This is a genomic window from Paraliobacillus ryukyuensis (genome assembly GCF_003315295.1).
Classification (GTDB): Bacteria; Bacillota; Bacilli; order Bacillales; family Amphibacillaceae; genus Paraliobacillus; species Paraliobacillus ryukyuensis.
Map to the genome: position 1 here is coordinate 86,044 of NZ_QNRI01000011.1, position 22,860 is coordinate 108,903.

20 protein-coding genes and 1 pseudogene are annotated in these 22,860 nt (G+C 30.6%); 10 read left to right on the forward strand and 11 right to left on the reverse strand.

Features of this window, described 5'->3' with window-relative positions; translation table 11 throughout:
• The first annotated feature begins 108 nt into the window (after positions 1–108).
• The 3 genes from DES48_RS13575 to DES48_RS16515 all read left to right on the forward strand — a co-directional run bounded on the left by DES48_RS13575 (position 109) and on the right by DES48_RS16515 (position 1,799).
• Positions 109–801 (forward strand): hypothetical protein, encoded by a 693-nt coding sequence (locus DES48_RS13575; RefSeq protein WP_113869920.1) that lies wholly within the window; start codon positions 109–111, stop codon positions 799–801.
• A 298-nt stretch (positions 802–1,099) separates the two neighbouring features.
• Positions 1,100–1,648, forward strand: coding sequence for a DUF421 domain-containing protein (locus DES48_RS13580; protein ID WP_342769953.1), 549 nt, complete (start codon positions 1,100–1,102; stop codon positions 1,646–1,648).
• Complete coding sequence (locus tag DES48_RS16515) at positions 1,620–1,799, forward strand: YetF domain-containing protein (RefSeq protein ID WP_342769954.1); 180 nt, start codon at positions 1,620–1,622, stop codon at positions 1,797–1,799. Before DES48_RS13580 ends, DES48_RS16515 begins: the two co-directional genes overlap by 29 nt.
• Before the next feature lie 81 nt (positions 1,800–1,880).
• Here the strand turns inward: DES48_RS16515 and DES48_RS16440 are convergent.
• The 3 genes and pseudogenes from DES48_RS16440 to DES48_RS16445 form a co-directional block, all read right to left on the reverse strand.
• Positions 1,881–1,991, reverse strand: a pseudogene (locus tag DES48_RS16440) (manganese catalase family protein); the annotation flags it as partial.
• A gap of 79 nt (positions 1,992–2,070) precedes the next feature.
• The gene (locus DES48_RS13590; RefSeq protein ID WP_113869921.1) at positions 2,071–2,763 is read right to left on the reverse strand and encodes an N-acetylmannosamine-6-phosphate 2-epimerase; all 693 of its coding nucleotides are present in this window, start codon (positions 2,761–2,763) and stop codon (positions 2,071–2,073) included.
• Positions 2,764–3,049: 286 nt separating this feature from the next.
• Positions 3,050–3,178: a hypothetical protein gene (locus DES48_RS16445; RefSeq protein WP_281269249.1), complete on the reverse strand. Its 129-nt coding sequence runs from the start codon at positions 3,176–3,178 to the stop codon at positions 3,050–3,052.
• Positions 3,179–3,464: 286 nt separating this feature from the next.
• Here DES48_RS16445 and DES48_RS13595 point away from each other — a divergent pair, with 286 nt between their 5' ends.
• From DES48_RS13595 to DES48_RS13610, 4 genes are all read left to right on the forward strand, one after another.
• The gene (locus DES48_RS13595; protein WP_113869922.1) at positions 3,465–3,902 is read left to right on the forward strand and encodes a cell wall hydrolase; all 438 of its coding nucleotides are present in this window, start codon (positions 3,465–3,467) and stop codon (positions 3,900–3,902) included.
• Between the two features lie 916 nt (positions 3,903–4,818).
• A complete protein-coding gene (locus DES48_RS13600; protein ID WP_113869923.1) occupies positions 4,819–5,205 on the forward strand; it encodes a thiol-disulfide oxidoreductase DCC family protein in 387 nt (128 codons plus the stop codon).
• 1,918 nt (positions 5,206–7,123) lie between these two features.
• Positions 7,124–7,654, forward strand: a complete 531-nt coding sequence (locus DES48_RS13605; RefSeq protein WP_170126223.1) for a DUF4352 domain-containing protein — start codon at positions 7,124–7,126, stop codon at positions 7,652–7,654.
• Positions 7,655–8,076: 422 nt separating this feature from the next.
• On the forward strand, positions 8,077–8,544 hold the full coding sequence (locus DES48_RS13610; RefSeq protein ID WP_113869925.1) for a hypothetical protein: 468 nt from the start codon (positions 8,077–8,079) through the stop codon (positions 8,542–8,544).
• A gap of 478 nt (positions 8,545–9,022) precedes the next feature.
• On the opposite strand, the gene DES48_RS13615 is transcribed toward DES48_RS13610, so the two are convergent.
• The 8 genes from DES48_RS13615 to DES48_RS13645 all read right to left on the reverse strand — a co-directional run bounded on the left by DES48_RS13615 (position 9,023) and on the right by DES48_RS13645 (position 19,231).
• Positions 9,023–11,983, reverse strand: coding sequence for a DEAD/DEAH box helicase family protein (locus DES48_RS13615; protein WP_113869926.1), 2,961 nt, complete (start codon positions 11,981–11,983; stop codon positions 9,023–9,025).
• Positions 11,976–14,600 (reverse strand): DNA methyltransferase, encoded by a 2,625-nt coding sequence (locus DES48_RS13620; protein ID WP_170126224.1) that lies wholly within the window; start codon positions 14,598–14,600, stop codon positions 11,976–11,978. The genes DES48_RS13615 and DES48_RS13620 overlap by 8 nt, the downstream gene beginning before the upstream one ends.
• A 362-nt stretch (positions 14,601–14,962) precedes the next feature.
• Positions 14,963–15,136 carry a hypothetical protein gene (locus tag DES48_RS15960; protein WP_170126225.1) on the reverse strand — a complete coding sequence of 58 codons (174 nt, stop codon included), beginning with the start codon at positions 15,134–15,136 and terminating at the stop codon, positions 14,963–14,965.
• A gap of 16 nt (positions 15,137–15,152) precedes the next feature.
• Positions 15,153–17,183: a MobQ family relaxase gene (gene mobQ / locus DES48_RS13625; protein ID WP_113869928.1), complete on the reverse strand. Its 2,031-nt coding sequence runs from the start codon at positions 17,181–17,183 to the stop codon at positions 15,153–15,155.
• A gap of 210 nt (positions 17,184–17,393) precedes the next feature.
• Positions 17,394–17,663, reverse strand: coding sequence for a hypothetical protein (locus DES48_RS13630; protein WP_113869929.1), 270 nt, complete (start codon positions 17,661–17,663; stop codon positions 17,394–17,396).
• Between the two features lie 45 nt (positions 17,664–17,708).
• A complete protein-coding gene (locus tag DES48_RS13635) occupies positions 17,709–18,524 on the reverse strand; it encodes a hypothetical protein (RefSeq protein WP_113869930.1) in 816 nt (271 codons plus the stop codon).
• 127 nt (positions 18,525–18,651) lie between these two features.
• Complete coding sequence (locus DES48_RS13640; protein ID WP_113869931.1) at positions 18,652–18,969, reverse strand: excisionase family DNA-binding protein; 318 nt, start codon at positions 18,967–18,969, stop codon at positions 18,652–18,654.
• Positions 18,950–19,231: a helix-turn-helix domain-containing protein gene (locus DES48_RS13645; protein WP_113869932.1), complete on the reverse strand. Its 282-nt coding sequence runs from the start codon at positions 19,229–19,231 to the stop codon at positions 18,950–18,952. The genes DES48_RS13640 and DES48_RS13645 overlap by 20 nt, the downstream gene beginning before the upstream one ends.
• A gap of 150 nt (positions 19,232–19,381) precedes the next feature.
• On the opposite strand from DES48_RS13645, the gene DES48_RS13650 reads away from it, so the two are divergent.
• From DES48_RS13650 to DES48_RS13660, 3 genes are read left to right on the forward strand one after another with little or no spacing between them, the layout of a single operon-like run.
• Positions 19,382–20,017 carry a helix-turn-helix domain-containing protein gene (locus DES48_RS13650; protein ID WP_113869933.1) on the forward strand — a complete coding sequence of 212 codons (636 nt, stop codon included), beginning with the start codon at positions 19,382–19,384 and terminating at the stop codon, positions 20,015–20,017.
• A 4-nt stretch (positions 20,018–20,021) separates the two neighbouring features.
• Positions 20,022–21,215, forward strand: a complete 1,194-nt coding sequence (locus DES48_RS13655) for a site-specific integrase (protein WP_113869934.1) — start codon at positions 20,022–20,024, stop codon at positions 21,213–21,215.
• A gap of 47 nt (positions 21,216–21,262) precedes the next feature.
• Positions 21,263–22,306 carry a PIN domain-containing protein gene (locus DES48_RS13660; protein WP_113869935.1) on the forward strand — a complete coding sequence of 348 codons (1,044 nt, stop codon included), beginning with the start codon at positions 21,263–21,265 and terminating at the stop codon, positions 22,304–22,306.
• Positions 22,307–22,860 lie beyond the last annotated feature (554 nt).

The window sequence follows — 22,860 nt, forward strand, 5'->3', positions numbered from 1 at the left end:
TCTATCAACCCTTTCCTCATTTTAAGTGAATCTATGACATCGGTTCGGACCAATAGATTTAGATTACATAAATTATTGTATACCAAATAAGAAAGGGGAAAGATTTAAGTGGTAAAAGATTATAAGAGGGAAATCAAAGAGTTGAAGTACGAGATGGAGGATCTATTACTGCAGCTACAAGAGCAAGTACAGCTGCAAAAGCAATTGCAACTACAATTACAACTTCAAAAACAACTACAGTTACAATTACAGAACCAAGATCAAGACCAAAATCAAGCACAAGCTCAAAATGATACAGACACAATCTCAAATGTCGGCAACCCAAGCCAAAACCAAAATGTCAATGTTACTGTTACAGCTGATGGTAAGAGTGCAGATCAGGTAGGGAAGCTAGTGGATTTTGACTATGATACTAGATTTTCATTAAATCCTTTAGCACCTAGTACACCTCTAGGTAACGAAACTACTGTAGCTGAAGTCAATTTAGACAATGTAGCAGCTGGTAATCAAGTGCTGTTAAATGGATTATTCCATGTAGATAATGATGCCAAAGCTTTCCGCACGTTACGTGTTAGAATCTATCGTAATACAATTGCGCCGGCAAATGTTATCTATGATGCAAACTTCATGGAAATTGATGGAGAAAATCGTGACGATCAAAACCAACCAATCCCAGTACTTCATGTTGATGAACCTACTACAGATTTAAATAATGTAACCTATATTCTAACTGCTCAAGCTACTAATGATGTCCTGTTACGTGGACCAATCACACTGACAGCATCTGAAATTCGTGACTAATTAGAACAAAGCAGGGGAAGCGTAAAGATCCCCTGCTTTTTCTTTTTAGTATTTACCAGTTAAGTTTCAACCTCTATTTCACTACCTTAATACCGCACTTTAAAAAAACAGACCAATTCAAATCCATGAAAATCAAAACTACCTTTCCCTTTGGTTTATAACTATTATACCCTCCATTAGCCTTAACAAGAATGGGGGGAAATCGAAATGACTCAAAAAACGAAATAACTGGGATAAGTATAATGAAAAATTGAAACAACTAACAAGAAACCACAAAAACACTAAAGGAGTAACAACAATGGAGCTATCCGAATTGATTCTAAGACTAGCTATTGCTTTTGTAACGTTATTAACACTAACGCGATTAATGGGGAGAAAAGAAATAACACAAATGACCTTTTTTAATTTTGTTTCAAGTATCGCAGTCGGAACAATTGGAGCATCTTTAGCAATAGATGCTACCTTATCGATACGTAATGGTATGATTGCATTAATTGTTTGGAGTGCATTTACAATCACTCTCGGAGTATTGGATATTAAATCACAAGCTGCTCGTAAAGTGATAGACGGTGAACCTAGGATCCTTATAAAAAAAGGGAAAGTATTAGAGGATGAACCCAAGAAGGTCCGTTTAGATATAAACGCATTAAATACAAAATTAAGAGAAAAAAATGTGTTCTCGATTGCGGATGTAGATTATGCTATATTTGAAACCGATGGTAAATTATCTGTGTTGAAAAAAGAATCCCAGCTACCTGTTACGAAAAATGATTTAAGCATACGACAACCTGCCCCCAAATATTTTCCCTACTTCCACAATGATTGTATCAGATGGGCAAATTATTAAAACAAATCTTGATAAATTAAACCTTAACGAACAATGGTTATCTCAACAGTTGAAAACTGCTGGAATTGCTGCAATTTCTGATGTATTTTATGCTGAAGTGCAAAAAAATGGAGCATTATACATTGATAAAAGAGACGACATGTTACACTAGGTTAAATATATGATTGACTACTTAACCATTTGGATGAATGAAAGGGCTACCTGGAATCACATCTCTAGAGATCTAAACAAAAATAGCTGCCACCCATTGGTTTTCATGCATCGTAGCACGAGCAATTAAGAACGAGAGCATGTCCCTTACGCCAGGATCGGTAGACATTTCATAAAGCCAACAAACTTGAAGATAAGCTTAATTATTACCTGCCTTCATTTTAAGATAAAAACAAATTTTGTACAGGTTATTCTACCTTAGATAGTATTTATCATTTTCCCATGGCATCAACGAATCTTTTCGTAATCATTTGTGGTCTGGTAATCGCCCCGCCTACCACGACCGCATGCACATTTATATCTAACACGGAGCGAGCAATTTCTGGAGTGGAAACGTTGCCTTCTGCAATCACTTTGGCATTTTTAACTTCTTTGACGATTTGTTTAATAACAGCATAATCATGATCATCGATTTTTTTACCCTTTGTCTCTTCTGTATACCCATATAATGTCGGTGCTACAATATCAAACCCTAACTCATCTGCATAAATCGCTTCTTCTAACGTTGATACATCAGCCATCAATAGGATATTCGGATAGGCACTTCTTACCTCTTGATAAAATGTGTTTAAGTCACTACCATCTGGCCGTATTCGATTTGTAGCATCTGTCGCAATAATCTCCACACCTGTCTTGGCTAAGGCTTCCACTTCCTTTATCGTTGGCGTAATAAACACTGGATGAGTCCCGTATACTTGTTTAACAATCCCAATTACAGGAAGTGATACTTGCTTTTTTATTTCTTTAATGTCAGAAACAGAGTTAGCTCTAATTCCAACTGCTCCACCTTCTTTTGCCGCTAATGCCATTCGCCCCATAATAAATGAACTATGTAATGGCTCCCCTTCTAAGGCTTGACAGGAAACGATTAAACCTTTTCGGATTTGTTCTAACAACGGATGCATTGCAAACACTTCCCTTACTTATTTTTATAGCTGCTTGGTGCTGATCAACTTCGTTTAGCTTTTCTCTTTTTCCCAATAACTTCACTTACTTTTTAAAATATTCAACTATTGAGATTGTTGTTTAAATGTGCATTGTATACTGTCCAATCTTAGGCATTCGAAAATAGATATAATGGAATACCTCTAATAGAAGCAGTCATCACCCCTTATTAGTATAACTTGGAAAAGTATCCGATCCAATATCTAAGAAGGAGCAAAAAATTTTGCTCCTTTTTAGATATTGCGATTATTTCTTTTTCACATGTCTAAGATACCCCATAGAAGAGGCAAATGCTGCAGCTCTGGGAGGAACTCCTTTTTTCATCAGGCTTTCAGTGGTTTCTTCAATTTTTTTGCCAACGTCATCTACTTTCAACGTAACTCCTCCTTTCTTGCTTATTATTTGTGGAAGAAAAGAAAATATTTACTTAATATTAAATGCAAGTGGTTAAATCATTATGGAGGCATACATCGTTCTTAAACAGCCTCCATTTAATAAATAGAGAAAGGAAGCTTAGCGATTTGAAACCATTTCTAATGAATGCTTCATCATATATCTTAACTGCTATCCCCCATTTTTTTTAAGATAAGTCCTTTTTCTTTATGAAAAAGTGGTCAATTTTTAAAGATTTTATGCATACAATTCTTTAGAGGTGATAACATTGGCAAGAGTAGCACACACCAGTAAGGATATCGATTTAATTGCTAGGATGATGCGAGCAGAAGCAGAGGGCGAAGGAAAACTAGGGATGCTGATGGTTGGGAATGTCATTGTCAATCGAGCAAGAGCTGATTGTTTAGACTTTCGGGATGTAAGATCCATACGTGATGTGATTTTTCAAGTGCAGGGTGGAAATTATTCATTTGAAGCAGTTCAAAAAGGCAATTTATTTTATAGTCCCGCAAGAGAAGTAGAGAGAAGATTAGCGCGCCAAGTGGTAAAGTACTGGAGAGAACACCCCTCTAAGTACGCCCTTTGGTATTTTAATCCGTATGGCGAATGCCCTCCTACATGGTACGGTCAACCACTTACAGGACAATTCAAACAACATTGTTATTATGAACCGGTAGCTAACACGTGTGCCAGTGCTTACAGATAATAACGAATACCCCCAAGCCAATTCTCTATTAGATATGCTTCGTTCTGTTTGATTGCGATGAGAATGAGTGTCTGACGATCACTTTACTTTCCTGAATATTAGATAAACGGTATACTACAAATTTATAGATAAAAGGAACATGATTAGCTTATCGAGCATTTAATAAAAAAAGGCTTCTCAGAAGTTTTTCAACTAATGAGAAGCCTCACCTTATTCCTAAAGGCAGAACAAGTTACAATGATGATAAACACGCCAGTTCCATGAATTTCACTCTTCTGTTCCCCCAATGATATTTTTCCATATATAATTTTGCAGAGAAATACACTACTATTGTATAATGGCCCGTATTAAAATAATTGAAGTGAAAATTAACCCCAAAGAGAACTAAATTGTTCAATTTTTCCACGAAAAAACGTCTAAATAATTTCTCTAATACTCCAAATCATAGAACGCTTGCTACTATGTATTACAAATAATGTGAAAAAACTAAGCTCTGATTATTATATGTTAAATAAACTTATACTAGGATTATATGTACAGTGATCAATACAGCGCAGGATCACTTTCAGCCATAACCAACCATTCAACACTTTTTAAATAAAACGCCCCTCTTTATAACGGAACAAATTTCAATTCGATTATTATGTTAGTATGTTTTGAAATGTTTAATATGGTTATTTTAGTCACTTTAGTCCTTGTATGGAGAGACTTAATTGAGTAAGACAGAGAAAAGAGTCTCGATTTGAGTCATATATAAATTTAAAAAGATGTTAGTAGTGCTTTTTATTGGGGAAAATATAAATGTTTACACAGAAGAAATAAAACGAAATGTATTTGAATTGAAGCTTACAACGGAATATACAAAATTGACAAATAATCTCTGTGCTAAAATATAAAACAGAAAGGAGAAAAACCTTTGAATAAGCATATTGTATTTTTCGATGCTGAATGCCCTTTATGCCGAACAGTGAAAGCTGTGCTGAAAAGACTGGACTGGAATAACACTATTTTTTGGCACCCTGTTCAAGAAGTACGTGAATCAATAAAAGAGAGAGTTAACAATAACTATAAGAATATGTATGACGAAATCTATATGTATACAATAGACAAACGAGTTCTGACAGGATTTAATACCGTTCGAAAGATTCTTTCTTTACTACCAGCCACTATCCCTTTAGCTTTATTACTTTATCTACCATTTGTCAAAAATATTGGGGATCCTGTGTATCGTTTTATTTCAACTCATCGTTATAAGTGGTTTGGGAGAGTGCCTTATAATAGGATGAATGACAACCAGAGTTAAACGAGGCTGTTTCAGAAAACACGTTGGGAGCTGGATTGGCTAGACTTAGTTGCAAAACAGGAAGAAGCTTTTTCGCATTGGACTTTAACCTACAGGTAGAGTCAACCCAGTAAGCCCACCAAAATAATTCCTAAATTCACTCTTTTCTATGGTTAACCTTCCAATAGAATTAGATATTGTGATCGGACCAATAGAAAGAACCAAAAAATATCTTTTTATTCTCAGTGTCTTTTAATTAATGGATGGTATACACAATCATAATAGAATAATAATTTTACTATAGTACGGAAATAAAATTGAAATCGATACGGAAATTAATAAAATAGTGACACTCGTTTCAGTTAGTTTCTTTTTTATAATGTTCTATATATTGCTTTACCATGTGAACTATACCCCGAATAAGGGCACTTTTTTATCTGTGTCCATTATTCGGGGTATAGTTCAATTAGATTGTTCCGTTTTTGTTAATTTCTCTCACAACTCTAAAGTGCATCTAATTTATTTCTTTGATGTTAGTATGATGATTCAACCTGGCGTTGATTCCCCTACCGATTATGAAAAGAATTGAACATGAAGCAGGTATGTGACAGATAATGAAAAAATCACCATCCAAAAAAATGTATAATTTTAACATAAACATCCTATAAAATATGACTTTATACTTATTTTATAAAAATATATTGAAATTTTTTTAGAATATTAGGTTGTTTATCTATTTTAGAAATAGTAGTATTGGTATATAATGTATTTCAATAAGTTTGAAGAACATGGAATTAGAAAAAAGGTTGCTTAGAACAAACCAAGGAATAGAGTGGCTAAAAATTTTCCGAAAACTAAGAGATAATAAATAAGATAACCTTTAGTTTGGTTTGGTATTTTTTATGCCGATAAAACGAACTTACTTTCTTATTTTGAATGGTTTATATACCTAAATCCTTTAAGAAAAACTATTTAGAGAATTGGTTGAAGAGTTTAAACATAGAAAATAATATTTTATTATCTATATTCGATTTAAATATTGATAACGTTACCGATAAACTAAATATAAATGTAATTTTTATGGAAAGTTATGAAGAGGTTGTAATTTGGTATGAAAGAGCCTTTACTATATTTCTAAATCCAGAAAAAAGTAAAGAAGCAGTTCGGGCGATATTTTCCTTGGACTCTATCATCCACTTAGCACTACGGAGGTCAAGCAAACAATGTTAGAACTTTTAAGCCTTACATGGAAGCAAGCTAATCAATTTAGGCTTTATGCTTCTATGCCTTTCTATATGATTTTAAAAAGCTAGCGAGGCGTACATCGATTATCATTGGAAATTATTTTTGTTTTATAAGTTTAATGTTACGATGGACATTGTGCAAAAAGATCAGAGCAAATACTGCAAGAATACAGCTAGCTTCTATTGATAAAATAATTAGAGAGCAACCATCAACTTGTAATCAAGTAATGAGCCGAGCGAGTAGTCTACTGAAATCAATATGGTTATCAACAAACCATATTAACCGATGGATGTAGTCAAACATGAATGATATTACTATCTATAGTGATTTTATAAAATATTAAAAAATCTAAAGTTAACAGTTGGTAGTAATAGTAACACTGATTGGAATAATAACTTCATCTACATCTAATTGATACCCCATATAAACCAGAGAATATTATTGATTTTCCTTTTAATGATAATAGTGTTTCGGTTTTGAGCAGTGATATTATAGTTAATTCAACTATAACCAATCATGCTGGAATTAATTTAAGTAGAATCAAAGTTAGAATTATAGAACTCTCTAGAAAACGAAGTCTCAAAACTGATTATAAGTATTGTAGATTTCAAAGAAGTTATTTATATGGAAAGAAACTAACTAAATGATTAATGATTTAATCAAATAAATAAACAAAATTTATGGAGGGTTAATGATGAAGAAATTTTTATTTTTAGCAGTAATTAGTACGTTATTGTTTTTGGCGGCTTGCGGAAGCGAGAGCAGCACAAGCGATGAAAGTAGTGGAAGTGATTCAGGTCAGTCAGAAACAAATGAAAACAAAAGTGAAAAAGAAGCAGATCAAAGTGACAAAGTATACGGAGTTGGTGATACGGTTAATTTAGGAGATGCAGAAGTTACGTTTACCAAAGTTTATTATGCCGAAGCAAATGAATTTATGGAAGCTGAGAATGGTAAAGTGTTGGCTGTAGACTTTGAAGCAAAAAATACTGGTGATGATTCATTGTACATAGGAGTAGATGAATTCACTATAAGTGTGGATGGTACGCAATATAGCGAATACATGAGTGGTGATGGATTCATGAACGAAAATATAAGCTCTGGTAATAGTATATCTGGAACAATGAAATATGATGTGCCAGAATCAGAAACTTATAAGATTATATACGAACCAACCTTCACACTTAGCTCTGATACAGTTGAATTTGAAGTAAGTCCAGAATAAATATTTAAGCGCACTTAGGTGCGCTTTTTTTATGATTGTACAATAAATAATAGAGCCAGATTTATACACATCATACTACCAGTATGAAAAAAAGATGCTTCCGCAAAGATAGAAAATCTGTACGGAAACATCTTAGATTAAGCTAAAATAAAATGTTGTCTAAATGTTGTTTTTTTATCAAAAATCAGATTGAAAACAACCTAAAACACCGTTATACCAGCGTTTATGGGAGATGGTTTACATCATGCCGCCCATATAATAACCATTGAAATAATTAAAAATATTGAATAAAAACCTTGTTGTAACAACATTTATAATTTTACACTAATATGAGAAAATACTTTTTTAAAAACTATCGGTCACTTTTCGGATACTAAAATACCTAAAAATATTTCTAACCAAAAATAAAGAAGGTGAGAGCAATGTGTAACATTGAAACCGACAAGATCATAAAAAAACTCGAAGAAGAAATGCATATATACTATAAAGTAACAGAGGATTACGAAAAAATCATGCAAGAACAAATAAACATTTTAAAAAATACTATTGAAAAGTACCTACCAGTAATGGAATGGTATTTAGAAAATAATGTTGATTTTAAACATCCAGACCTGCGTATAAAAAATGAAATTGGTCCTATTTTGGGACATGATGAAAAAGAAGATAAATTGATTGTTTACTACTTTGAGAAAAGAATAATAATAAAAATAAAATTCACAGCACCATTTAAGATTACAGAAATTTATTCATTCTGGGATCTAATAAGAGATGGATATTTCTTAGATGCCCTTTTAGGGTTGAAATATATTGAAGTTGGTTATTCAACTAATATAATTAAGTTAAGAGAATTAATAAGTGAATATAATGAAAATTTGAAACAAATATATTAATAATTCCATATTTATATTTTACCTTAAAGCAATCAAATAAAAATGAGGCTATTCCAAAATATGTGATTTCATTTTTTAAAATGAAAAAGAAGTGATTACACTGTCGTTCGTGAGGATATACCAAAAGAGGCTAATTAAAAAAGTAAAGGGGGTGATAAAACATGCCAGAACTTTCTATAACTTTGTCCATTATTGCAATTGGTTTAAACCTTATTACTATAATGCTTTTATTCAAATATAAAAGCGAACATAAATAACTGATTATGAAAATGAGACACAATAAGTATACAGCTATCAAATCCACAGTAGCAATCATTGCTTAAACTTAAACTTATAGTGACACAAACCTGCTTTCCTAACCACAACTAAGAAAAGTATCCAGAATTTTAATTAATTATTTTTTTACAGATACTTCCTTTGGTGTTTTTTAAAAAGGAGATGGTATTATTCATCTCCTTTTTAATATAAGAAATCCAATTCAATAATCAAATATCTTACTTATATCATAGAATCGATATTCCTCTAACTTTGGATTACCAGAATCACTTGGATAGTAGTATAGCAATTCAACGTTCACTTCGGAATCATCTTGTATATTATCGTCATTAAATACTTCTTCAAATCCTCTAACCTTATCAATAGCATTTTGTGGACTTAGCCTTAAGCCTTTAGGGTCAACAAATTTCAAAAAGTATTGATTGTCTATTTTTAACCAAAAAATAAAGTCTGGATAGAAATTCCTGAATAACTGCTTTTCAGTATCATAGTAAGGAATGTAAATTTCATCAGTAGATTCATTCAACTTAGAAAAATACCACCAATCAAATTCATGAGTTTTTGAATTGTCAGCTTTCAAATATTCTTCCAAGTTTTTAACGAAATCAATTTCGCTATTCTCTTTTATTGAATACTTAAATTTATTGCTATTGGAAATAATCATAGGTTTGTAATAATGAGATTGTATATTCTTTAATTCTAACCCATATTTTTCTTCTAATTCATTCTCATTCATCAAATTCAGAAGATCATCCTCGTATATGCCCATATCTTTAGCCATGTTCATAAGAGCAGTACCAGGCTCTCTTCCATCTTGATAAATGGTAATCAAATCATTTACAAATTCCTGTTGTTCCGACGTAAAGTCTCTTTTCATGTATTGAGAAATACTATTTCTAATATATTCTTCTAATTTAAACAAGTCTTCATCTGAATAAGTTGTTTGAAAATGCTTGTAATGTTTTATATCTATTTGTGGCGCTTCAATTCTAAACCCAACTAATTCTTTGGTTTTCATATTTCTATGCTTTTCTATGTTTCTTAATACTTCTTTAGGTTTTTTGCTTGTGGGTTTTTCATCAACAACTTCTATTTTTTCGCCATTTTTTATCCCCTTGATAGTTTCATATCTAAAATCATCTCTTACTATTAATAACTTATCAGGGGTATTATTAACAAGTTGATTTACTTTATTAAAATCAACTTTACTAATTCTAAAGTCTTTATTGTTGTAATTTAACTCTCTATAAACAGGGACTTGTAATTTCTCCTTAATATTAGTTCTTTGAATTCCTTTTATAACATTCCAATTATCATCTTGGATGTTTAATTCTTTAATAATGTTAGATACAACTTGTTTGTTTGTAGCGAATACAAATAGCGTCTCGAGCAATTCACCATAATTTATTATACTACTTCTTTCGTCTTTATTAAATTCAGTAATACTCTCATCAGTTAATTTAAATCTTGTACGCACATTAGGTATTGGCTCAACCCTTACCCCTCGACCAATTGCCTGTAAAATTAATTTTGTATTTTCATCATTTGTACCCATATTTATGAAATTAATTACATTTGGTCTATTACTATCCCAACCTTCAATGAACTGCCTAGAACCCATCAATATATTTATTTCGTTGTTCTTTTTGTGAATATCTTTAAACCTACTTTTATCAACAACAATGTCCTCATTAAATAAATAATCTTCCAAGATATTGTTTCTCCATTTATAAACATCAGAAGCTTTTATGATAGCAAATGGTACTGAATTAATAGATGATTTTAGTCGAAAAGATAATTCATTATTATTTGAACCTATTTGGTAAACTTCAATTCTACCAGGTGTATCAGAATTATATACATTACTTAAAATATCTTGATAGGTTACGTTGGAAATAGAGCTTTTAAATTCACTATCTAAATTCTCTTCACCAACAGTATATTGTAAATTATCTTCTAGGTTGTTTATTATTGAATTCTTTACCATTTTTAATACATCTTCACTTATTGGACTTGCAGCTATCTCTGAAAGATATTTAAAGTAGATTTTCATATCAGCGTTATTAGTATTAATTTCATTAGATATCGTTAACATCAAGGGATTATGATATAAGCTCGTATCAATTTCTTTGATTTTTCTACACTGTTTTTTAATTGAAGTATATACTATTAAAGATTTCAATATTATTTCTCTTTTTTCGGAATCACTTAAATTATCATTAAGTTCTTGTTTGTTTTTAGCTTTAAAATTTCTAAATTCATCATCAAGAACCTTAATATTTTTTCCATAACCAGCCTTTATAAATTCAGATAAATTAAAGTTTGAAATAGTTGACACAACATCTAAGTTGTCTACGAAGGTTGCAGAAAAATTGAACATAAATCCATTTCGAGAGAGAATATTTAGATACTGTTTCCTCAAACTTTCATCATCTTTGCCTTTATGCGCCTCGTCCAAAATAATATACCAGCCATCACTTTCAATATATGAAGAAAAGTCAATCATGTTTTCTTTATTTTCGTTTGATAAAACAGTTGACCTTGTATGATAAACAGTCAATGAGTCAGGTTGAAGAGGATTAATTCCCGCAAACTCCCTTTTTTCGTACTGCCTAATATTCCTAAATTGAATATTTGCATATCTGAAATTAGTTTCATTAAATTTATGAACGTGGTCATTAATTTGTTTAAAAATATCATCATTAGGTGTTACAACTAACACTTTTTTTTCAGGAATTACCTTTTGACTCATAAGTTCATATAACAATTCGATTAACTTTACAATTATCAAAGTTTTACCTGAACCAGTAGCCATCCAAAACGAAGCACGATTCAAGAAATTCTTATAAGAAATTTCTCCATTCTCTTCACTATAGTAACCTTTGAGCAAATCAAAATGGCTATTTTCATTTGTAAATGAAAAATCTTGTTTAAGTTCATCTTCCAATTCAATATTATAATAATTCAATAGCTCACTTTTGCCGTCATCACTAAAATAATTGATCAATAAACGAGTAATATTTTGCAGTGCGTCTTTTTGATAATCATATAAATTTCTTTCATTATCAAATCTTTCTAGGTCTAAACCATAGTCAGTTAAATCAATCTTCGAATTCAGATAACCTTTAACATATTTTTCAAGTAATACGGGTTTATTAATCATCTTTTTCACCCCACCAAATAAGAGGTCTTAAAAATTTATTACTTTCCCACTCTAATGAACCTAATTCTACTTCGGTATTATCTGTGAATGTTACTCTTTCCTCAGTTAAGCTCTTTATTTTTTTGCCAGAGAGATTGGAAATGGTTTCAGCAATATCAACATCATTATAAATGTTTTTTAACACAACTGTGACTTTGTCTTCTTCTATATTAATAGCATCTAATAACTTTTCACTATCGTAAAAGATATTAGAGATATTATTATCACTATAAATATACTTAGACTTCTTCAAGATATCTTCATACTGCTCTAACTCATAATACTTAAAAAATCCTCCACCTTGCCAATCTACTTTCTTAGAGACCTTAGTCCTCACATCACCTTTAAGGACTCGCTTTAACCTAGGAAGAATCTTGGTATAAAAATGTTCTCCCATTTCTACACCAATCCATTTCCTTTTCAGTTTATGCGCTACACTTATAGTCGTCCCACTTCCCGAGAAAAAATCAAGCACTTTTCCTCCTTCATTACTAGCTCCAGCAATAACCCTATATAATAATTCCTCGGGTTTCTGTGTACCGAATCCTAACCTTTCGGGTGCTGGTGGCATATAAGCAATATCATCCCATATATCAGATGGTGCTTTACCTAATGGGTTAATTTTACTTTCTTTTTTTCTGTTTAATCGTTCTCCATCTCTACCAGAACCTCTAGTATAAACAAGCTCTCCTTTTTCGTTCTCCTTTAAAGATTCTAAAAAGTCTTTGCTATACGGTTGTCTTACTAAATCTTTATTAAAAATATATTTGTTAGGATTGACAGCGTACCATGTGATGTATTCATGATTTCTTTCGTATTTTTTAGCATTGCCACCAATAAGGTTATAAGCCCATATTATATTGTTTAAATAAGATCCCTTCCCAAATGCTCTATCTAATAACATCCTTCCGTAATAAGATGCATCTTCGCCTAAATGTAGGAAAAGACTACCTTCATCAGACAGTAAATCACTACTTAGATTTAACCTATCGTTCATAATAGTTAACCATGTGCTATCTTGATACTCATCTTTATAATCAAAGTCGTCACCGGTATTGAAGGGTGGGTCTATATAAATTAACTGAATTTCACCTTTCTCCTTAGAAACTATATCATTTAGCGCCTGATAATTTTCACTCTTGATTAGAACTCCATCTATTTCATTATCAATTTCACTAAAACAACTTAGAATTTCAAATTTGATATCTTCAAAGTGTCGAGTGTCTATCGGAAGATACTTATATACATCATTTAAGACTTCCTTACCATCTTCATTGGTTACTAAAATATCATCTTTATTCAATTCTAAAGCAAATTCAAATTCCTTCATTTCCCCTTTCAATTCTTGTCCTGTATCTTCATCTATTTCTGGTTCATATAACCATTTCCACTCTTCTATTTGATTCTCAAAACCTTCTGATTCAATTATTTTCCTAATAATATTCACATCATCTATTCGGTCTAAAGTAATTACATAGTGACAACTTTTAACTAATCTTGGTTTTAGCCAGATTGCCTTGAGCTCATTTTCAAATTTACCAATATAATCGATTATTTTAAAAGCAATTTTTTTTATTTTTTGAATTGCGTAGATTCTATCTTTGTCCCACAATGTATCTAATTCTTTTTCATTAAATAAATAATCGTATATGAATATATTAAACTGTTCTTTTAAAAATGATGATGCATCTTTATGGATAAAATAATCCACTTCTTTTTGTTTTTTGTATATTCTTATAGCTTTCTTTATCAAATCTTCGTCTACGGTAATTTCTTCTTTGTTCAAATAACTACCCATATCCTCAACACTATTAATGACAAGAGAAAGGACCACTGTTTCTAGTGCATCATCCATATTTTTAACTCTCACTATTTTTCTAAAACTAGTTTTAGAGGTAAAATGCTCCAAATTAAGCTCGTTTTTATTTATAATAATGTTAGGATGATTAAAATTGCTAATATTATTGAATAAATAATCTTTAATATCATTCGGTTCCTTCAAGTTTAAATATTTCTTCAGTCTTTCATACTTTGAATTACTATTGTCTTTATATTCCACCTTAAATTTTAACTTATCTTTACTTGCTTCCACTAATAAGAATTCTATTTCTTTCTTCTCATTATTTTTTTGGTATTCAATCTCACTTGCATCAAATTCAAAATTCACACCATCTAAATCGAATTCCATTGAAGTAAAAACTGCTTCTGATTTAACATAGAAAAGTTTTTGTGTTTTCCAGAATAAAGAAGTATCTTCTTTATCACTATAAATCTTTTCGTATAAATTCTTATGTAATTGTGTCTTATTATAAAATGGTGTACCTGTTTCGTTTAGATAGCTATCGAAGAAGGTGTAAAGTTTATTATATAAGTCGCCTACACCATTCTCATGTCCTTGAAATTCCTCTGAAACTTCATGTTCGATTAAGGGTTTAATTTTATTGAAGTACTGGTTTCTTATTTTCATTAAGTTTGTATAGCCTGAGTTTCCCTCTAATTTGGAGCCAACTTCTCCTAAGAATACATTAGATAATGCACTAAAAAATCTTTGTTTTGATTGCATGTTTTGTTCTTTCATCATTAACCCTCCAATATAATTTTGATTCAATAAATCATCTATTTGTTGTACTAAAAATTCAACATTATAGAATTTCTTGCATTAACTTAGATTTGAACCATTCTCTTGACAAGTAAAATTAGACCAACCACGTACTTATAACTCGCTTTATGTATACATTACAAATATATCAAATTTAGGTTTAAATAGATAGAATCGAGAATATCAGACGGTAATCACCTTATTAGAAATAGAAATATGGAAAAAGTCCAACCCAAATTAATGTATGAGTGATTCCCCAAAAAATTGTTTTCAGCACCTTCAAGTGTATTCTATTAAATAAAAAGTCTCAACTTCATTAAAAGGTTCTCATAACAGGCAGACTATAATATACCATCAGTAAGGTGCCTTATATCCATTTCTCCTGTTAGAACTTTCCTAATGACTTCTTTGTCCTTTTGAGAAGGTTTTAACCCTTCAATCTCCAGTTGGTACTTTATATGTTTCCAATGTTCTTCAAATTCTTCTACTGTGATTGGTTCGACTCTTTTCCTCATTGATAACTCTCCTTTATTACAATTCCATCTCATTCTCTTTGTGTAATGATTTTTCTTTCATCTTAGACTTACTTTTACGTTTTATTTCATCTGTATTTTTATCATTTTTTTGTGCTTCATTACCTAAGTCACCAAACAATTTAGCTACACTACCGACACTAAGCGTTGCTTCTACAAATTCTTTATCATACAAATGAGACATGTCTTTCCCTACTTTAGCAAGATCCTTCTCAACTGTTTTTAGATCCTTAGAAAGTTTACCTGTTGCTCTTTCGTCAAGTTGCAATTCAAGTAATTTCCCTTTTAATTTAGTAGGTATTATTTCAATTAGTTCAGTAGGTTGATTTTGATACTTAAAGATTAAAGTTTTATTCAATCTACCATCTAATTCGTATTTTTGATTCTCTCCTTTTTTTACCTGATATTTAGCGACTTCAAGCTTCAATTTGGCATCATATATTTTATCCTTTGTTGCTCCTTCCCTATAAATCTCTCTATATTCTTTGCTGTATTTAGAAACAGTACGATTAGCAATTAATAAGTTTTGTTGATTCTCTTGCAAATTTTTATTCAGATCAATGTCCTTTGACCATTCAGAAGTATAGTGTTTCATTACCTGTGAATCTTCAAATTCTTTTATACTTTCATGTTTATAACCTGTTTTTAGATAATCCTGAACATATTCATTTTTTAAGTCACTTATTAATTTGTTATGATCCTCTTTAATATGGCTGTATTGAGGATAAATTTCACCAAATTCTTTGTGGAGGATTTCTTTTTGTACTTCAAAAGCTATATTGCTGTAATAATCAGCTTTTTTATATGCTTCAATATCTCTTTCGTACTTATTAACTTTACTATTAATAGTTCTAATTTTTTGACCTTTTTCTTCTTCAAATCTTTTTGGTGACAATCCGTATCGTATAGCCCTTATGTGATCAACTTTATAATCATCTTGTGCTTTATCCAACATGATAGCTTCAACACCTAGTTTTTTACCTGTTAGATCTATGGCTTTACCCCAGTCTTTCACAGTTTCCATGTTCTTTTTAGCACTTTCATATGTCACATATCCATGAATACGTTTAGCAACAAATTGTAGCGATTCAGCTTGTTGATTGGTTAGAGGAAATTCTTCTCTAACATCAGGGATATATTGTTCTTCAATTTCTCTTTCTAATTCCTCTTTGTAATCCTCTAAATCAACGATTTGTTCTTGTAATATATCTTTTAGTCTATTGGTTTCTCGTATGTCGTAATTGACCATTCCCATATGTGTAACTGGCTCGTATTCTTCACTGTTAATTTGTGCTTGAATTTGCGCTTCTTGTTCAGCTTTCCATTCATCATAAGTTAATCTATGAGTAGCGTATTTATCAATTCCTTGTTTTTCATACGATTCATGCGAAACAGAATTATTTACACCTGCTTCTTTGTAAAATTCATTAACTTTTTCAGCCCAATTTTCACGCCATGATTGTAGCGATTCTTTTTTATCCCAATCAGTTAGCTGAATTGTTTTTGATTTAATATTTCCGTTTTCTGTTTTAGTTTTGTTTCCGTTTTCATCTAGTACATATACTTTCTTTTGTTTCTTTCCCCATGAACCATCTTCATTAAATGGTCTAACCGTTAGCATAATATGCGCGTGAGGATTATGTTTTTTCTCTCTATGTATAGCAATATCAGCTACCATACCTCGATCAACAAAGTTTTCTTCTGAATAACTTTTAACCAATTCTATTTGTCTTTCATTGGATAATTCTTTTGGTAATGCAACACGAATTTCCCTAGATAAACGACTATTTATATTACTTTCAACTTGCTCTACTTCATTCCACAATTTTTCACGATCATAAACAAAATTAGGCGCATGTTTAGGAGCTAATATCATGGTTTCAGGTTTAACTTCTCTTGTACGATAGTTTTTATATTCCTGATCATCTTCACACCATAATTTTTCACCACTACGATAAGAAGCAGAAGCAACAGCTGATTGACCTTTTCCTCTTGATATAATGTTAGCCGATAGATGATAATAGCCCATTTTACTATTCCCTCTCGTATGATTATTTTAATCTTTGTATTCCACGAAGTGCTATTTGCGGAGCAAACGAAAGTTGGGCGATTTTTCCCAACACCCACGAATAACATTTATTGATGGTATGTAAGTGGGCACTCGAGTGATTTTTGAACTCCCAGATACATGTAATATGCTTCTGGGAGTTCATTTTTTCATGCATTTTAAGAATAGCTTTCAACTGTATTTATGAAAAAAATCTATAAGAAATTGACTTACTTTCCTTGTATCGTCATTGACACTATGTTCTTTTAATTCAGCCTGTTGTTCTTGAATATTATTCTGAAATGAGTCTGCTTTATTTATTGAGTGTTTATACCTTACATAATCTCTTACCAAAGTTTTGATAAATCCTGCCTTGTTGTCTATTTCATTTTCAAGAAAATCAATAACATCTCTTTCTTTTTTTTCATCAAATTGTATCTCTATTCTTTTTCTACCAACCATTTGTTTACCAACTTTCTACATATCTCAAAGTTAATTGTAAATCTATTATTCATCAGCTAAATAATCATAATGGAGGATATTATCTACTTGATTATTTGGCGGTCCATTTCTACTATCATGCTTATGAGCAATATTTTTAATAGAATTATAAACGTAGGCTTTTCTTTTGTTTTTCCTAATTTTTAAATATCTTTTTTCCTGTATGATTTCATCTACATATTTATCAACCAGAACTAGCCATTGATCTTTTGTCCATCTACCTATACTAAAATCAGTATAATATTCATGACATATATTTTTAAAATCATTTTCGATTTCTTCTAATGATTCGACATCTTCCTTGTTAACAATTGATAATATATTCTTGTCATTATTAACATTGTTATCATTCTTGTTTGTATTATCGGGTTCTCGTTGCTCCCTTGTTGCTCTCGTTGACTTTTCATTGTTATCTTCACTATTGCTTTCATAATTCTTAGGGTTTTGGTAGAAGTCGTAGTTATCAATAGTTATTAATAATCCTTGAGTTGCTTTCACTGTTGTAATCATTGTTGCTTTCGTGTCAGTTTCATGAAATGAATCATGACACTTTCGCAACCAATCAATTATTTGAAATACTTGATCTTTTGTGGGTTTCTCCTTTCTAAAACCAACATACCAACTACACTCTTCTATTATTTCAGGAATAGATGTATAAAGTTGACTTCTCTTTAATCCTTTAAATTGTGAATGCTGAGCCTTTGTAAGCAAATAAATCCAAACCTTAGTATATAAAGGTGGCTTATCCCATATCTTGCTCTCAATAATCTTTCTAGCAATATTAATATATCCTCCTGGTATTTTAGGTTCCAGCTTTTTCACCACCCCTTACTATTTTGAATAATCTTTGCAATCTGCTATTATAGTCATAAATACATTTTTGAGATTACTCTTTAAGGTGTAAGAATCGCCATTTCTTACACCTTCTCTTTTATAAACGTTTGCACCTTTATTTATCTTCAGAGATACTTTCTAATCTACCAAAAAGCTTAATATCATTATTATAAATATTCATATTCGCAGTCATATAATCTAAAAATTCGTCCACTTCTTCACGTTTGAATAAATATTTAGACCCTATTCTATAAAAATTTAATCCATTCTTTATCAATCTATCCTCTATTAATGGTCTGCTAATATTTAGATACTTAGATAGCTCCGAAAAAGTTAAAAAATATTTTTGTTTTGCTATTTCCTCTACTCGTTCATTGATTGCATTTTCTAGCATCTTATTAACTGTTTTTTCGTCAATTTGAACGTTCAGCAATTCTTACACCCCCTTGTTGCAATTTGTTCAATCGGTTATCATTTGTAAAATTTTCTATTGTAAAAATATCTTTTATTTGTTGATTTAGCCCTTTGGCGATTTTATTAGCAACTGTTGGTGAAGGATGGCGATTCCCATTTAATATTTGCGTTAAATAAGTTTGTGAAATATTAATGTGTTGTGCAAATTCTTTTAAATTTTTCCCTTGCTCGGCTATTAATACTCTAGTTAATTCTCTATTCGTAAGTTCCATTTTTATCATATCTTCACCACCTTTCTATAAAAATCGTTAAACAAATTATAAACAAAACGGTTATCTTTTGCAACAATTTTTACAAAGTTTTTAACAGAAGTTTGCAAATGAACACCTGCATGTATATAATATTAGTAATATAAATAGGTGGTGTCTGAAATGACTGATTTTGGAAATGAATTAAAAAAGCTAAGAAAAGAAAAAAAGCTTTCTTTAAAAGAAGTGGCAAAAAAAGGTGATTTGTCACATTCATATATTTCACAAATAGAGAACGGTAAAAGGAATGCCCCAAAACCTGAAATCATTCGTAAATTGGCAAAAGGATTAAACATCAACCCTAGCCTATTAATGTACAAAGCAGGATACATTGATAACAGCTTTTACCATCAACAGTTAAAGTTATCAGAAGAATTAGAGCAACTTGAGAGAGAGGAATCGCATCTTAGTGGAGAGGTTATAAAAAATTTAAAAGAAGACCTTGAGAGTCTTCGGCTTGAAAACATCAATATTATACAATTGATAAAATTGCAGAATGATATACGAGATGCCCATCAATTTTTTGAAAAGTTACAGAGTAACAATAAGGTGAATTCTGACTTGGAAAAAGACTATACGGCTATAAAAAGATTTGAAAAAGAACTAGCTAATAGAAAGATTAATTCTATAAATGATTACACAATTGATGTATTGGAATTAACAAATATAGATACAGATTTGTATTATGATAATCAACTTCTTTCTAAAGAGGATAAACAGAATATTACTAAGTTTATAGATAATTTTGTAAAGAGGTGACTACATGGCACGTATATACAAAAAGAAAACTAAAAAAGGAATTAAATGGGGATTCCGTGTTTATATGGGTACAGATCCGGTAACAGGAAAAGACATAAGAAAAAGTAAAGAAGGTTTTTTAACTCAAAAAGATGCTAAGCTTGCTGCAGCTCTATTTGAAAGACAATACCATAACGGTGAATACATTCAACCTTCTAAGATTACATTTAATAACTTGTGTATTGATTGGGAACAACATTATCATTCACAAGGTGCAAAAGATAGTAGCTTAAGGGCTAGGAAAATTGCTTTAAAGCATATTCTAAATGCATTTGGTAATGTACCAATTCAGAAGATCACAAAAAAAGCATACCAAGACAGTATAGATCAACTAGCTAATAAATTTAGTACGAATTATGTTTCAAGTATTCATACTTCTGCAAACATGGTTTTTCAATATGCTTATGAAAATAAGTTGATTAAGGATATACCAACTAAGAACATTAAACTCCCAAAGAAAAAAGAAACAGTTGAAGATCTCGAAAATGATAACTCTATTTTCAAAAAGTATCTTGAAAAGGAAGAATTAGAGGAATTTTTAACAGCAACTAAAAATGAAGGCTTAGAAGGTGATTTACTTGCTTTTACAATGTTAGCATATACTGGATTGAGGGTTGGAGAATTAGTTGCTTTAAAATGGAATGATATTGATTTCGAAAACAAAACTTTACGAGTTATAAGAACTTATTACAATCCAACTAGTAATAAGTTAAAATATCAATTGCTAACTCCAAAAACTAGAACATCAAGGCGTACCATTTCGATAGATGAGCTATTAATTACTATACTTCAGATGTATAAAAAGGAGCAAGATCAAATAAAGAAGGATAACAAGCCATTTTATCAAGATAATGATTTTATCTTTGCATCTAATGAAGGTTATCCAAAAACTATAAAAGCAATATCAATAAGGTTACAACGGCTACTAAAAAAAACGAACATAAAAAAAGCAATCACTCCACATTCGTTCAGGCACACTCACACCTCTTTGTTAATTGAAGCCGATGTGCACATTAAAGAGATACAAGAAAGGCTAGGACATGCAGATATAAAAACAACAATGGACATTTATGCACACATGACAAAAAGTATAAAAAAAGAATCCTCTCTAAAGTTCAGTAAATTGATGAATGAACTCTCTACAACTTTAATGAAATAGCATGAATAAATTACCATAATACAATTAATATAGAATGGAGTTTCTAAATGAATATATTTTTAGATTCAAATATTTTGTATAAAGATCCTTTCCTAAAAAGTATACATAATGACATTTTAGTAAATTTAGCTTGGTTAGGCGAAATAAAATTATATATGTCTGAAGTTGTATATGAAGAAGTAATCAACAATTATAAGAAACAATTAAATGAAATTTATCATTCAATTAACTTAGAACATAATAAGATAAAGACCTTAGTTGCAAATAAGTATGAGGAACAGTTATATATAGATAAATCTGTAGAAGTACATTGTAATGCGCTTTTATCGTTTTATAACAATATGTTTTTCCATAATGTCATTAGACTTGTAAGATACAGCAATGATCTACTACCAGAGTTGGTTAATAGGTCTATAAAAAGAGAAAAACCTTTTTCTAACAATAAGCAAGAATTTCGAGATGCCATTATATGGTTATCATATGTAAGTTATGCCAAAGAAAATTTATTAGAAGAATGTCATTTGATTACCAATAATAAACATGATTTTCAAGGGGATAATGGAGAACTTCATGACGATTTAAAAAAAGATGCCGAGACTTTTAAATTATATAATTCCACTAAACAATTTTTTTCTTTAAATAAAAAATTAATAACTATCCAAAAATCAATGGAACTACAAAACTGGATTCAAGATGAAAATTTAACTGAGCGCTATGATATGCTTCAAGATTTAATAGAAGAAAATGCTTTGAATAGTTTATTCAATAGCTGTTCAATGTTTTTAGAAAGATATACTAGTAAAGATTTATTCTCTGATGATAAAGAGGAGCCATTTGAAACAACTGACATAACCTTTGATACTATAGAAGTGACTAATTATGATATAATTGATGACTCAATCATTATAAATGGAGTTTTATCTTTATTTATACATATAGATTTATATGAATTTGAATCGTATTTTCTAAATGAACCAAAAACTCTTACTGGTCACGGAACGATTAAGCTAAAAACTTCCTTTACCTTAGATATTGGTAAGGGGTACAAATTCAATAATTTTGACTTAGATGATATATCAATAATTTCTTAAAATTATATAAAAAGAGGTTTTCCAAAGTTTAATAACAAATTGGAAAACCTCTCAAAAAATCTCAGTAATTAATATCGGTCTTTTTTTCGGACTCTGTTTTCATTAACAAAGTGGTAAACGTTGATATAACAAGGTTTAATCACCTATATTACATCATGCCGCCCATAATTAAACCGATTCATATCTTTTCACAACTCCTCATTTCCCCTCAAAAATATTATTCTATTTTTATTTATATCTATCATTCTATTCATCTCTAATAAGCAACTTTCAATCTATTGGTGAGATTTTTGTGAGAAATTAAATTCTCACAAACAAAAAAGACCTGACGTTTCCGCGCCAAGTCTTTTTTTGGAGATGTATTTTTATAAAATACATGTAACTTATATTACCATACTTTTGTTATTTGGAAATATTTATTGGTTATTTTTCATAAATTAGACAAAATTATTTTATAATATAGTTGCATTCACGCAACCATAATGATATAATTGAATTATAGAAAAGGAGGTGAACAAGTGGAATACTTAGCAAAAATAATAGCTTCAGTTATC